Here is a 12,933-nt window from a genome sequence, read left to right on the forward strand (position 1 = left end):
CGCGGTCACAGCCTGACGATGTGACCGGGCTTCCGCCATGGCAGTCAACTGAGGCTGAGCGGTGCCCGTGCAGCGGGCACCCGGTTCCAATTCAGGGTCCAGTACAGATGATCGGAATAAAAAGTATCGCCAGCTACATCCCGGCCGGGCGCATCGACAATATCGCCCAAGCCGCCGCCTTCGAGCGGGATGAGGCGTTCGTGCTGTCGAAGATCGGCACCACTACGCTGTCCGTCAAGGACCCGGCCGAGGAGACGTCCGATCTCTGCGCGGCGGCGGTGCGCAATCTGCTGGACAAGAATCCTGCGCTGCGCCTGGAGGATGTCCAGGCGCTGATCGTGGTCACCCAGAACGGTGATGGCGAGGGCCTGCCCCATACCTCGGCGATTGCCCAGCACAAGATCGGTCTGCCCACCCAGGTGGCCTGCTTCGATGTCTCGCTCGGCTGCTCGGGCTTCGTCTACGGGCTCTATGCCATCAAGGGCTTCATGGAGGCGACCGGGCTGAAGAATGGCATCCTGGTCACCGCCGACCCCTACTCGAAGATCATGGACCGCAGCGACCGCATGACCAGCCTGCTGTTCGGCGATGCGGCCACCGCCACCTGGATCGGCGAGGATCCGGTCTGGACCCTCGGCCCGGCCCGCTTCGGTACCGATGGCAGCGGGGCCGAGCATCTGATCGTGCGTAACGGGTGCTTCCATATGAACGGCCGCCAAGTGTTCAACTTTGCCAGCCTGAAGATCATCCCGCACATGCAGGAGGTGCTCGAGGAGGCCGGTCTGACCCTCGACAGCGTCGATGCCTATTGTCTGCACCAGGGCAGCGGGGCGATCGTCGATGCGATTGCCAAGAGGTTAGGCGCCAATGGTGACAGGGTGATTAAAGACCTGTTCGGCGCTGGCAATACGGTGTCCTCGACCATTCCGCTGCTGCTGGAGCGTTACGCCTTCGACTCGGCATGGCGCAACCTGGTGATGAGCGGCTTTGGCGTCGGGCTGTCTTGGGGTTCGGCGGTGCTGCTGCGCCGTTGATCGTGCAGGGCCTAGAAGAGTGTGATGTCCTTGGCATTCTTGCCGAGGAGAAGGGTGCCGTGTCGCCCCGTCAGCCAGTGGCTGGCGTATAAAGCGTGCCGCGGTGGCGGGCAGGGCGCCCGCCTTCCTTTCCCTGATGCACGATGGATGATTTCATGCCTTCCAGAGACAAGAAGAAACTGCCGTTCGATAGCGAAGATGCCCTGCTGTTCGTCCCCAGCAGCGCCCTGCTGGCCGATCTGGGCAAGGGGCTGGGCCAGGTGGCCGCACGCCTGCCGTCGATCAGCGAGCTGCTGGCCCTGTTCGAGTCGGGTGCGGCAGGTGTCGATGAGCCCATCGGCTTTGAAACCGGCCATCCGATCGGCCATGAGCCCGGCCAGCTGCGCCATGAGCTGCCGACGGTGATTGGTGTGGTGGGCAATCAGCGCAGCGAGCGCCTGGGTGCGCTGGACTTCGACGGAGTCTGACCCGGCACCCTGCCGCCTGGCGTGCCGGCTTCAGCGCCGCTGCTGCGCCAGCACCTCGACGGCGCAGGTCACGTTGTCCTGCAGGTGCTGCGGGTTGATGGTGCCGACGATCACGCTGCCCACCGCCTGGTGGGCGAAGATCAGCTCGAAGCTGGCCCGGACCGGATCCTTTGATGCGGCTGCCGGCTGATCGCCCTCGGCCGGCAGGCGGCAGAGATGGCCACTGGCCAGTGCTTTCTTGATCAGGATGCCCTTGTGCTGCGCGGCGGCGTGATCCAGCACGGCACGCTCGCCCTGTTCGGCCAGGTTGTAGGTGACCATCGCGCAGTCGCCGTCTGCCAGTGCGGCAATGCCGCCCTCCACCGTCTTGCCGGAGAAGCCGAAGGCGCGGATCAGCCCGGCCTGTCGCAGTCTGGCCAGCTCGGCGTACACCCCCTCATGCTGCAGGATCGCCAGATCGTTGCCATCGGAGTGCACCAGCACCAGATCGAGGTAGTCGGTGTGCAGGCGGCGCAGGCTGCGCTCCACCGAGTAGCGGGTGTGGGCAGCGCTGAAGTCGAAGTGCGAGCGGCCCTGCTCGAACTCCTCGCCGACCTTGCTGCACAGCACCCAGTCATGCCGCTGGCCGCGCAGCAGCGGGCCCAGACGCTGCTCGCTGACACCATAGGCCGGCGCGGTATCCAGCAGGTTGATGCCAAGATCGCGGGCCAGGGCCAGCAGATTGGCGGCGCTGCGCTCATCGGGAATCTGGAAGCCATCCGGATACTTGACCCCCTGGTCGCGGCCGAGCTTGACCGTCCCCAGGCCCAGCGGCGAGATCTGCAGGTCCGTGCTGCCCAGCGGGCGCCAGCAGTCATGCAAGGACACGCGCATCAGAACAGCTCCTGCCAGGGTGCCAGACCCAGTGCCGGTTGCGGCAGGGCGGGGCGTGGTGCATGGGAGGGCGAGGGTTCGATGCCCTCGGCCCGCAGGCTGGCCAGCACCCGATCGCTCAGGTCCGGCGCCAGTGCCAGCTTGGTCGGCCAGCCGACCAGCAGCCGGCCCTGACGGGTGAGGAAGGCATTGTCCGGGCGTACCAGTCCCGATTGTGCCGGCTCGGCGCGGTCGATGCGCAGGGTGCGCCACTGCGCATCACGCAGGTCGATCCACGGCAGCAGTTCGGCCAGCTCGCGCTGCGCCGCCTTGATCTGCGCGGCCTCATCGCGGGCCACGCCCTCGGCTTCGGCCAGATGACCGCCCAGATACCAGACCCACTGGCCATCGTCGGCCGGATGGGTGGTGATGGTCAGACGCGGCTTGGTGCCCGCGCCGAGGCAATGGGCGTACAGCGGGCGCAGGCTGGCCGACTTGACCAGCACCATGTGCAGCGCGCGCAGCTGCTGCGCCGGCTCCGCCAGCCCGCAGCGCGCCAGAAGCCCGGCATTGCCGGCACCGGCGCACAGCACCACGCGGCGTGCCTCGATGGGGCGGCCATCGACCTGCAGCCCGCACAGCTCGCCCTGGGCATCGTGCAGCGGCTCGACCTGCTTGCCCGCCAGCAGGCTGTCGCCGGCCAGCACCTGCAGGCGCCGGATCAGGCTGGGCACATCCAGCACCAGCTCGGCCAGCCGATAGACCTTGCCGCGAAACCGTTCATCCTGCAGCGCCGCCGGCAGGGCCTCGCCCTTGACCTGATCGACCCGTCCGCGCATCGCCTTGCTGGCGAAAAAGCCGGTGAGGTTGCCGGCCAGCGTGCCGGGCGACCACAGATAATGGGCCTCGCAGAGCAGGTGCACCCCCGCAAGGTCCAGCTCGCCATGGCCGGCCAGCGCCTCGCGCCAGCGGCGCGGCATGTCGGCAATCGCCTCGGAGGAGCCGGTCAGGCTGCCCCCCAAGGCGTACTTGGTGCCGCCATGGATGATGCCTTGCGACTTGAGACTCTGCCCGCCGCCCAGCGCCTCGTGCTCGACCAGCAGCGTCGAATAGCCGAGGCGGCGCAGGCGGGCATTGAGCCACAGCCCGGCAATGCCACCGCCGGCGATGAGGATGTCGGTGCTCAGGGTCGAAGACATGGACGCGGCCTTGCAAAAAAGAAGGCGCCGAGTATAGCGCAGCCGCAGATCTCTGTTCTGGTATGCTCCGGCGCCATGAACCGGACCCTCTACAGCCTGCTCCTGCACCTGGCCTTGCCCTTCATCCTGCTGCGTCTGTGGCGGCGTGGTCGGCAGACGCCGGCCTATCGCCAGCGCATCGCCGAGCGTCTGGCGCTGCGCTTGCCGGCACCGCCTGCCGGCGGCATCTGGCTGCATGCAGTGTCGCTGGGCGAGAGCATCGCCGCCGCGCCCCTGATCCGTGCCTTGCTGAGCCGTTATCCGCAGCAGGTGGTCACCGTCACCAACATGACCCCCACAGGCTCGGCACGCATCGCCAGCCTGTTCGCCGCCGAGATCGCCGCCGGGCGCCTGCAGCAGGGCTATCTGCCCTACGACCTGCCCTGGGCGGCGGCGCGCTTTCTGGATCGTGTGCAGCCGCGGCTGGCCATCATCATGGAAACCGAGCTGTGGCCCAACTTCGTGGCGGCCTGCCGCGCGCGCGCGATTGCCGTGGTGCTGGCCAATGCGCGCCTGTCGGAAAAATCCGCGCGGGGCTATGCGCGGTTTGCCCGGCTGACCCGGCCGATGCTGGCCAGTCTGACGCTGATCGCCGTGCAGACCGAAGCCGAGGCCGAGCGCTTTCGCCGCCTCGGTGCGCGCCCGTCTGCCGTGCAGGTCACCGGCTCGATCAAGTTCGACCTGCAGGTTGATGCCGAGCTGCTGCCCAAGGCCCGCGCCCTGCGCCGCACCTGGCAGGCCGCGACGCGGCCGGTGTGGATCGCCGCCAGCACCCATGCCGGTGAGGATGAAATCATCCTCGCCGCCCATCGCCAGCTGCTGGCCACACAGCCGGCGGCGCTGCTGATTCTGGTGCCGCGCCACCCCGAGCGCTTTGCTGCGGTGCATGACTTATGCCTGCGCGAAGGCTTTAGCTGCGTGCGCCGCTCCCTGAACGAGGCACCGGATGCGGCAACCCAGGTGCTGCTGGGCGATACCCTCGGCGAGCTGCTGTTTCTCTATGCGCTGGCCGATCTCGCCTTTGTCGGCGGAAGCCTGGTGGCCAATGGCGGCCATAACCTGCTGGAGCCGGCGGCCCTCGGCCGCCCTGTACTGAGCGGCCCGCACTGGTTCAACTTCCTCGAGATTGCCGCCCAGCTCGAGGCGGCCGGCGCCCTGTGCAGCGTCCATGACGCGGACAGCCTGGCGGCGACCCTGCAGGATCTGCTCGCCAAGCCCGAGCGCCGCGCGGCGATGGGGGTGGCAGCACTGGGCGTGCTGCAGGCCAACCAAGGCGCGCTGGCGCGCCTCCTGGCGCTGCTGCCCGGCCCTGAGCGCGCGTGAGGCCCGGCGCGCCGCCCGGCAAGGCTTGCTAAGATACGCCCCCTGAACAGATCACCCGCCGATCGGGCGGTCGATCGCGACGACGGCTCCAGCCCGCAAGGATCGAACACACCATGAAGCTCATTCCGGTCATCATGTCCGGCGGCGTCGGGAGCCGTCTGTGGCCTGTTTCCCGAGAAACCCACCCCAAGCCGTTCATGACACTGCCCGATGGCCAGACCCTGCTGGGCAAGACCTTCCGGCGCGCTGCTGCGCTTGAGGGGGTGGTGGAAATCATGACCGTCACCAACCGCGAGCTGTTCTTCAAGACCGAAGACGAGTACCGCCTGTGCGGAAGTCCCGATCTGCCGCGCCGCTTCATTCTCGAGCCCTTCGGGCGCAACACCGCCGCGGCCGTCGCCTGTGCGGCACTGCAGCTGCGGGCTGTGCATGGCCCGGATGCGCTGATGCTGGTACTGGCGGCCGATCACCTGATCCGTGACGAGGCCGCCTTCGCCGACGCCGTGGCGCAGGCCAGCCGGCTGGCGGCGGCAGGGTGGCTGGTAACCTTCGGCATCCGTCCTGAATACCCGGAAACCGGCTTTGGCTATATCGAGATCGATCCTGCCGGGGTGCTGGATGGCGGCTTCAAGGTCAGCCGCTTTGTCGAGAAGCCGGATCTGGCCACCGCCCGCCGCTACCTGGCCGAAGGCCACTACCTGTGGAATTCCGGGATGTTCTGCCTGCAGGTCGGCAGCGTGCTGGAGCAGTTCGCCCAGCACGCCCCCGATGTGCTGAACGCGGCGCAAGCTGCGCTTGATGCCGCCGATGCCGGTCAGCTGCGCACGCAGCAGACCCTGACGCTGGAGCGCGAGAGCTTTGCGGCGGTGCCGGACATCTCGATTGACTACGCCCTGATGGAGCGCTCGGCGCAGGTGGCCAGCGTGCCCTGCGAGATCGGCTGGAGCGATATCGGCTCCTGGTCGGCGATCAGCGCGCTGACCGAGGCTGACCCGGCAGGCAACCGCTGCGAGGGCGAGGTGCTGCTGCATGAGGCCCGCCACAATTACGTGCAGAGCCCGGAGCGCCTGACGGCACTGGTCGGTGTCGAGGATCTGATCGTGGTCGATACCCCCGATGCGATCCTGGTCGCCCACAAGGAGCGCGCCCAGGACGTCAAGCACATCGTCAGCCAGCTGAAGAAGCGCGGCCATGCGGCCCATCTGCTGCACCGCACCGTCAACCGTCCATGGGGTACCTACACCACCCTCGAAGAGGGCGAGCGCTTCAAGATCAAGCGCATCGTGGTCAAGCCGGGCGCCTCGCTGTCCCTGCAGATGCACCACCACCGCAGCGAGCACTGGGTGGTAGTCAGCGGCACGGCCCGTGTGGTCAATGATGCGCAGGACCTGCTGCTGCACACCAACGAGTCGACCTTCATCCGTGCCGGCCACCGGCATCGTCTGGAGAATCCCGGCGTCATCGATCTGGTGCTGATCGAGGTGCAAAGTGGTGACTACCTCGGCGAGGACGATATCGTCCGCTTCGAGGATGTCTACGGGCGTGCCGGGCAGTGAAGGGCAGGGCAGAGACGATGACAAGCGCCCCGCGTGCACTGATCACCGGCATCCACGGCTTTACTGGACGCTACATGGCCGCCGAGCTGCAGCGGGCCGGCTATCAGGTGTTTGGTCTGGGCAGCCGGCCGGGCAGCGACCCTGACTACCGCCAGGCGGATCTGGGGGATGCCGCAGCGCTGCGCCGGGTGCTGGCTGAACTGCAGCCTGACTATGTGGTGCACCTGGCAGCGCTGGCCTTTGTCGGCCATGGCGAGGCCAACGACTTCTACCGCGTCAACCTGATCGGCACTCGCAATCTGCTGGAGGCCATCGCTGCCTGTGGCCATCCGCCGGCGTGCGTGCTGCTGGCCAGCAGCGCCAATGTCTACGGCAACGCCTCGGCCGGGCGGCTGGATGAAACCACGCTGCCGATGCCGGCCAACGACTATGCGGTCAGCAAGTGGGCGATGGAGCAGATGGCGCGCCTGTGGAGCGATCGCCTGCCACTGGTGATCGCTAGGCCGTTCAACTACACCGGCGTCGGTCAGGGCGAGCAGTTCCTGCTGCCCAAGATCGTCAGCCACTTTCGCCGGCGCGCGCCGCGTATCGAGCTGGGCAACCTGGATGTCTGGCGCGATTTCAGTGACGTGCGCGCGCTGGTACGCGCCTACCGCGGCCTGCTCGAAACCCGCCCGCTCGGGCAGACCTTCAATGTCGGCTCGGGCCAGGCCCATTCGCTGCGCGAGGTTCTGGACCTGTGCAGCGCGCTGAGCGGCCATCACCTTGAGGTGGCGGTCAACCCGGCCTTCGTGCGGGCCGGCGAGGTCCGCACCCTGTGCGCCGATGCCAGTGCGCTACACCGGCTGCTGCCGGACTGGCAGACCCCGCCGCTGCGCGAGACCCTGGCCTGGATGCTGGCGGAGCCGGTGTGAAGGTCATCCTGCCGGTCGATCTGATCCGCTACCCGCTCACCGGCATCGGTCGCTATGTGTTCGAGCTGGCCCGTGCCCTGGGTGGCCACGAGCAGATCGAGCAGCTGCGCCTGCTATCAGGGCGGCGGCTGGTCGAGGCGCTGCCCGGCGCCGACAGCCGTCCGGGTGCCAGCCACCGGCTCAAGCGCCTGGCCCAGCAGAGCCGGCTGCTGATCGAGCTGTATGCCCGCATCGATCCGTGGCTGCGCAGCCGCACGCTGCGTGGGCTGGAAGATCACCTCTACCACGGGCCGAACTTCTTTTTGCCGCGCTTTGCCGGGCCGTGTGTGGCGACCTTCCATGACCTGTCGGCCTTCTACTGGCCGCAGTGCCATGACCCGCGGCGCATCGGCTATCTGCAGCGGGAAATGCGCGCCAGTCTCGGGCGCGCTTCGGCGCTGATCACCGACTCCGAATTCACCCGCCGTGAGCTGATCGCCTTCACGGGGCTTCCGGCCGAGCGTGTGCAGGCGGTCGCGCTGGCCTGCTCGGAGGATTTTCGGGTGCGCGAGGCGGAAAGCCTGCGCGGCGTACTGGCCCGCCATGGCCTGCAGCCGGGCGGCTACAGCCTGTATGTCGGCACCATCGAGCCGCGCAAGAACCTCGAACGCCTGCTGGCGGCCTATGGCCGGCTGCCGCTGGCGCTGCGCCAGCGCTGGCCGCTGGTGCTGTCTGGCTATCGGGGCTGGTGCAGCGAGGCGATCCATGCCCGCATCGCGCGTGCCGAGCGGGAGGGTTGGGCACGCTACCTGGGCTTTGTCCCCGGCGCCGAGCTGCCGCTGCTGTTTGCAGGTGCCCGGCTGTTCGCCTTCCCCTCGTTGTATGAGGGCTTTGGTCTACCCGTCCTTGAGGCCATGGCCAGCGGCGTGCCGGTGGTCTGCTCGGACAGCGCTTCGCTGCCGGAAGTGGCTGGCGAGGCCGCCCTGATGTGCGCCGCCGAGGACGATACACAGCTGACCCGCAACCTGCAGCGCGCCCTTGAGGATGCGGACTGGCGCCGCCGTGCGGTGGTGCGCGGTCTGGCCCAGGCGGCCAGATTCTCCTGGCAGCGCAGCGCCGAACAGACCGTAGCGGTCTACCGGCAGGTGCTGGAGGGAGCGCACTGATGAGCCGCGCGCAACACTTGCCCCATGTGCTGATCACCGGCGCCAGTGGCTTTGTCGGCCGCGCCCTGCTGGCGGCGCTGCACGGGCAGGGGTATCCGCTCACGGCCGCCAGCCGTCAGGCACCGCCACAGCAGGGGGCCAGCCTGCGGTACTGGCCGGTGCAGCGTCTGGATGGGCATAGCGACTGGCGTGGGGCACTGCAGGGCGTCGATGTGGTAGTGCACTGCGCCGCCCGCGTGCATGTCATGAACGAGCGTGGCGCTGATCCGCTCGCCGCCTTCCGGCAGTCCAATGTCGAGGCAACGCTGGCCCTGGCCCGTCAGGCGCAGGCGGCTGGCGTGCGCCGCTTCATCTTCCTGAGCTCGATCAAGGCCCATGGCGAGGCCTCGCGCCCCGGCCGGCCCCTGCGTGCCGATGACCCGCCCGCCCCATGTGATCCCTACGGACAATCCAAGCTGGAAGCCGAATGGGCGCTGCAGGCACTGGCCGCCGAGACCGGGCTGGAGCTGGTGATCATCCGTCCGGTGCTGGTCTACGGGCCGGGGGTTCGGGCCAATTTCCGTAGCCTGCTGCGGGCCGTGGCCCGCGGCTGGCCGCTGCCGCTGGGCGCGCTGGGCAACCGGCGCAGCCTGCTGGCGCTGGATAACCTGGTCGACCTGATCCGTGTCTGCCTGACCCATCCGGCAGCAGCCGGTGCCACACTGCTGGCCAGCGACGGCGAAGACCTCTCGCCGCGCGAACTGGTACGGCGCCTGGCCCGTGCGCTGGAGCGCCCGCCGCGCCTGCTGCCGGTGCCGGCCGGGCTGCTGACGGCACTCCTTGTGCTGCTGGGACGGCGTGGCGTGGCAGAGCGGCTGTGCGGCACACTGCAGGTCGATATCAGCGCGACCTGCCGGCGCCTGAACTGGCAGCCCCCGGTGACGGTCGATACCGCCTTGCAACGCACCGTCCGCGATTACCTGGAACATTCCTGAGTTGAATACCCTCTGGCTTTTGCTGCCCGCTGTGGCCTTGCTGTCTGTGCTGCTCACCGGCCTTCTGCGTCGTTACGCACTGCGTCACCTGCTCGATCTGCCCAGCGCGCGCAGCTCGCACAGCGTACCGACGCCCCGCGGTGGCGGAGTGGCCATCGTGCTGGCCTTCTTCAGCGGCCTGCCGCCCGTGTGGGCAGCAGGCTTGATCGACAGCGCGCTGCTGCTGGCGCTGCTCGGCGCGGGGGGCAGCATGGCCCTGCTCGGCTTTGTCGACGACCACCGTCCGCTGCCGGCGCGCGTGCGCCTGGTCGGTCATGGGCTGGCCGCCCTGTGGGTGCTGTACTGCCTGGGAGGGCTGCCGCCGCTGCTGCTGTGGGGCATGTCACTGGAACTGGGCGCCGCCGGCTGGGTACTGGGTCTGCTGTACCTGGTCTGGCTGCTCAACCTGTACAACTTCATGGATGGCATCGATGGCATCGCCAGCCTCGAGGCGCTGAGCGTGTGTCTGGGGGGCGTGCTGCTGCTGATGCTGGTCGGCGGTGAGGGCAGTGCGGTGCTGTTGCTGCTGGCGGCGGCGGTGGCGGGCTTTCTGTACTGGAACCTGCCGCCGGCGCGGATCTTCATGGGCGATGCCGGCAGCTGCTTTCTGGGGATCAGCCTGGGCGTATTGTCCCTGCATGCCGCCGCCCAGCAGCCCGTGCTGCTGTGGAGCTGGCTGATCCTGCTGGGGGTGTTCATCGTCGATGCCAGCTGGACCCTGCTGCGCCGCCTGCTGCGAGGCGAGGTGCTTTATAAAGCACATTGCAGTCATGCCTATCAGCGCGCGGCGCGGCGCTGGGGCAGCCATCGCCGGGTGAGCATCGCGGTGACACTGATCAACCTGCTCTGGCTGTTGCCGCTGGCTCTGCTGGTGGCCACGGGCTGGCTCGAGGGGTTATCTGGTCTGCTGTTAGCTTGGTTGCCACTACTTTTTCTGGCCATTTTGTTGGGTGCTGGACGCATGGAGGACCGTGAATGTTGAATCGTCTGGAGGCCCTGCGCAGCCATCTGCTGGCCCTGCCACGCAGCCGCAAGCGCCTGCTGCAGGTGGTCGTCGACCTGCTGCTGGTCTGGCTGGCGCTGTGGCTGGCCTTCGTGCTGCGCCTTGGCGGCAGCGAGGGGGTTGAACCGCTGGGCGGGCATGCCTGGCTGTTCGTGCTGGCGCCGCTGCTGGCCATCCCGCTGTACATCCGCAGCGGCCTGTACCGGGCGGTGCTGCGCTATGTAGGCAACGACGCCCTGTGGACCCTGCTGCGCACCATCAGCCTCTCGGCGCTGCTGCTGGCCCTGGCCATTTACTGGTATCAGGATGCGCCCGCCTTCGTGCCGCGCTCGCTGGTGTTCAACTACTGGTGGCTGAGCCTGTGCCTGGTGGGCGGGCTGCGCCTGCTGATGCGCCAGTTCTTTCTCGGCAACTGGCTGGATGCCGGTCTCGGTCTGGTGAGCCGTACCGCGCGCCAGCATCCTTTGCCGCGGGTGGCCATCTATGGCGCTGGCGCTGCCGGCAATCAGCTGGTGGCGGCGCTGCGCCTTGGGCGCGCCATGCAGCCGGTGGCCTTCATCGATGACAATCCGGGCATCCAGCATCAGCTGATTGCCGGCCTCAGGGTCTACGCCCCGGCGCAGATCACCGAGCTGCTGGAGGATCTGCAGCCGGCCGAAATCCTCCTCGCCATCCCCTCGGCCAGCCGTGCCCGGCGCCGGGAAGTGCTCAATGCCCTGGAGCGCTACGCGGTGCCGGTGCGCTCGATGCCAGGCTTCATGGACCTGGCCAGTGGCCGGGTCAAGGTCGATGACCTGCAGGAGGTCGACATCGCCGACCTGCTCGGCCGTGATGCCGTCGCCCCCGATGCCGGACTGCTGGCGCGCTGCATCCGCGATCAGGCGGTGCTGGTCACCGGCGCTGGCGGTTCGATCGGCAGCGAACTGTGCCGGCAGATCATCACCCAGGCGCCGCGCCGGCTGGTGCTGCTGGAGCACAGCGAATACGCCCTCTACGCCATTCACCAGGAGCTGCAGCGTCTGGCGCCGGGGCTTGAGGTGGTGCCGATCCTCGGCTCGATTCGCAACCACAGCCGCCTGCTGGATGTGCTGCGCCATTGGCGCATCGACACCCTCTATCACGCGGCCGCCTACAAGCATGTGCCGATGGTCGAGCACAACATCGCCGAGGGCATCCACAACAACGTGCTGGGTACCCTCAATGCCGCCCAGGCGGCGATCATCGCCGGCGTGCGGCACTTTGTGCTGATCTCCACCGACAAGGCGGTGCGTCCGACCAATGTGATGGGCTGCAGCAAGCGGCTGGCCGAGATGGTGCTGCAGGCGCTGGCCAGCGAGGCGCAGCCGGTGCTGTACGGGCGCGAGGAGCCGGCGCCGGTCAATCGCACCCGCTTTGCCATGGTGCGCTTTGGCAACGTGCTGGGCTCATCGGGCTCGGTGATTCCACTGTTTCGAGAACAGATCCGCCGGGGCGGGCCGGTCACCGTCACCCATCCGCAGATCAACCGCTACTTCATGACCATCCCCGAGGCGGCGCAGCTGGTGATCCAGGCCGGCGCCATGGACGGGCAGGGCGGTGACGTCTATGTGCTGGACATGGGCGAGCCGGTGCGCATTGCCGAGTTGGCCGAGCGGATGATCCACCTCTCGGGCCTGAGCGTGCGCAGCGACACCCACCCGCTGGGCGATATCGCCATCGCCTACACCGGCCTGCGCCCCGGCGAGAAGCTCTACGAGGAGCTGCTGATCGGCGACAACGTCACCGCCACCGATCATCCGATGATCTGCCGTGCCCGCGAGCAATACCTGGACTGGGCGGCGCTGCGCGAGCTACTGGCCAGCTTGCAAGCGGCGCTGCGCGCCGATGACTTTGTCACGGTGCGCGCCCTGCTGCTGGCGCATGTCGATGGCTACCGTCCCGAGGGTGACATCGTCGACTGGTTGTATGATCGGCCGGCGAATACCTCCCTGCCTGAGACAGCGCCAGACTGCGTTACAGGTTAGAATCCCGACCCCCACCATGATTGGGGCAGAAGCGGATACCTGCTGGCTACCGAACAGCGGTGCGACGGGTGATGCTTCTGCTCTGGCTATCTGCATGTGATCACCAAAGGAGAGACTGTATGTCCGAAGTGCCCAGCATTACCCTCAATGGCAAGACGTATGCCTTGGCCGATCTGAACGAAGCGGCGCGCAATCAGCTTGCCAACATTCGAGTCGTCGATGCCGAGATTGTCCGCCTTCAGCAGCAACTGGCGATAACCCAGACCGCCCGTAATGCCTATGTGGCGGCCTTGACGGGTGTTGTCGAACAGGCTCCGGAAGAGGCCCCGGTCATGAGCAAAACCAAGACCGCGGTCAAGGCAGGCAGCAAGAAGGCTTGATCGCT

Annotated in this window: 12 protein-coding genes; 10 read left to right on the forward strand and 2 right to left on the reverse strand. The window is 67.7% G+C overall.

The genetic code is table 11. The features are described from left to right. The first annotated feature begins 107 nt into the window (after positions 1 to 107). Entirely contained in the window at positions 108 to 1,034 is a 927-nt protein-coding gene (locus MXC11_RS03860) for a ketoacyl-ACP synthase III (protein ID WP_250005606.1), read from the forward strand. 155 nt (positions 1,035 to 1,189) lie between these two features. Further along, complete coding sequence (locus MXC11_RS03865) at positions 1,190 to 1,501, forward strand: hypothetical protein (RefSeq protein WP_250005608.1); 312 nt, start codon at positions 1,190 to 1,192, stop codon at positions 1,499 to 1,501. A gap of 30 nt (positions 1,502 to 1,531) precedes the next feature. Here MXC11_RS03865 and MXC11_RS03870 read toward each other — a convergent pair whose 3' ends face one another. Next, the gene (locus tag MXC11_RS03870; RefSeq protein WP_250005610.1) at positions 1,532 to 2,374 is read right to left on the reverse strand and encodes an aldo/keto reductase; all 843 of its coding nucleotides are present in this window, start codon (positions 2,372 to 2,374) and stop codon (positions 1,532 to 1,534) included. Beyond that, positions 2,374 to 3,552, reverse strand: coding sequence for an FAD-dependent oxidoreductase (locus tag MXC11_RS03875; RefSeq protein WP_250005611.1), 1,179 nt, complete (start codon positions 3,550 to 3,552; stop codon positions 2,374 to 2,376). Before MXC11_RS03875 ends, MXC11_RS03870 begins: the two co-directional genes overlap by 1 nt. Positions 3,553 to 3,627: 75 nt before the next feature. Between MXC11_RS03875 and waaA the strand changes: the two genes are divergently transcribed. From waaA to MXC11_RS03915, 8 genes are all read left to right on the forward strand, one after another. Beyond that, positions 3,628 to 4,914, forward strand: a complete 1,287-nt coding sequence (gene waaA / locus MXC11_RS03880) for a lipid IV(A) 3-deoxy-D-manno-octulosonic acid transferase (protein WP_250005613.1) — start codon at positions 3,628 to 3,630, stop codon at positions 4,912 to 4,914. 113 nt (positions 4,915 to 5,027) lie between these two features. Further along, a complete protein-coding gene (locus MXC11_RS03885; RefSeq protein ID WP_250005614.1) occupies positions 5,028 to 6,470 on the forward strand; it encodes a mannose-1-phosphate guanylyltransferase/mannose-6-phosphate isomerase in 1,443 nt (480 codons plus the stop codon). 17 nt (positions 6,471 to 6,487) lie between these two features. Beyond that, positions 6,488 to 7,384, forward strand: a complete 897-nt coding sequence (locus MXC11_RS03890) for a GDP-mannose 4,6-dehydratase (protein ID WP_250005617.1) — start codon at positions 6,488 to 6,490, stop codon at positions 7,382 to 7,384. Then, positions 7,381 to 8,529 carry a glycosyltransferase family 4 protein gene (locus MXC11_RS03895; protein ID WP_250005619.1) on the forward strand — a complete coding sequence of 383 codons (1,149 nt, stop codon included), beginning with the start codon at positions 7,381 to 7,383 and terminating at the stop codon, positions 8,527 to 8,529. Before MXC11_RS03890 ends, MXC11_RS03895 begins: the two co-directional genes overlap by 4 nt. Then, a complete protein-coding gene (locus tag MXC11_RS03900) occupies positions 8,529 to 9,503 on the forward strand; it encodes a UDP-glucose 4-epimerase family protein (protein ID WP_250005628.1) in 975 nt (324 codons plus the stop codon). The genes MXC11_RS03895 and MXC11_RS03900 overlap by 1 nt, the downstream gene beginning before the upstream one ends. 1 nt (position 9,504) lies before the next feature. After that, positions 9,505 to 10,524 (forward strand): MraY family glycosyltransferase, encoded by a 1,020-nt coding sequence (locus MXC11_RS03905; RefSeq protein ID WP_250005630.1) that lies wholly within the window; start codon positions 9,505 to 9,507, stop codon positions 10,522 to 10,524. After that, positions 10,518 to 12,548: a polysaccharide biosynthesis protein gene (locus tag MXC11_RS03910; protein ID WP_250005632.1), complete on the forward strand. Its 2,031-nt coding sequence runs from the start codon at positions 10,518 to 10,520 to the stop codon at positions 12,546 to 12,548. The genes MXC11_RS03905 and MXC11_RS03910 overlap by 7 nt, the downstream gene beginning before the upstream one ends. Before the next feature lie 119 nt (positions 12,549 to 12,667). Then, positions 12,668 to 12,928, forward strand: a complete 261-nt coding sequence (locus MXC11_RS03915) for a DUF6447 family protein (protein ID WP_250005641.1) — start codon at positions 12,668 to 12,670, stop codon at positions 12,926 to 12,928. The last annotated feature ends 5 nt before the right edge of the window (positions 12,929 to 12,933 follow it).

This window comes from Pseudomonas eutrophicaquae (genome assembly GCF_023544715.1).
Taxonomy (GTDB): Bacteria; Pseudomonadota; Gammaproteobacteria; order Pseudomonadales; family Pseudomonadaceae; genus Geopseudomonas.

Bases quoted from the DNA above. Each gene is read 5' to 3' on its own strand.
- MXC11_RS03860 (WP_250005606.1), top strand. From the start codon at position 108: ATGATCGGAATAAAAAGTATCGCCAGCTACATCCCGGCCGGGCGCATC.
- MXC11_RS03865 (WP_250005608.1), top strand. From the start codon at position 1,190: ATGCCTTCCAGAGACAAGAAGAAACTGCCGTTCGATAGCGAAGATGCC.
- MXC11_RS03870 (WP_250005610.1), bottom strand. From the start codon at position 2,374: ATGCGCGTGTCCTTGCATGACTGCTGGCGCCCGCTGGGCAGCACGGAC.
- MXC11_RS03875 (WP_250005611.1), bottom strand. From the start codon at position 3,552: ATGTCTTCGACCCTGAGCACCGACATCCTCATCGCCGGCGGTGGCATT.
- waaA (WP_250005613.1), top strand. From the start codon at position 3,628: ATGAACCGGACCCTCTACAGCCTGCTCCTGCACCTGGCCTTGCCCTTC.
- MXC11_RS03885 (WP_250005614.1), top strand. From the start codon at position 5,028: ATGAAGCTCATTCCGGTCATCATGTCCGGCGGCGTCGGGAGCCGTCTG.
- MXC11_RS03890 (WP_250005617.1), top strand. From the start codon at position 6,488: ATGACAAGCGCCCCGCGTGCACTGATCACCGGCATCCACGGCTTTACT.
- MXC11_RS03900 (WP_250005628.1), top strand. From the start codon at position 8,529: ATGAGCCGCGCGCAACACTTGCCCCATGTGCTGATCACCGGCGCCAGT.
- MXC11_RS03910 (WP_250005632.1), top strand. From the start codon at position 10,518: ATGTTGAATCGTCTGGAGGCCCTGCGCAGCCATCTGCTGGCCCTGCCA.
- MXC11_RS03915 (WP_250005641.1), top strand. From the start codon at position 12,668: ATGTCCGAAGTGCCCAGCATTACCCTCAATGGCAAGACGTATGCCTTG.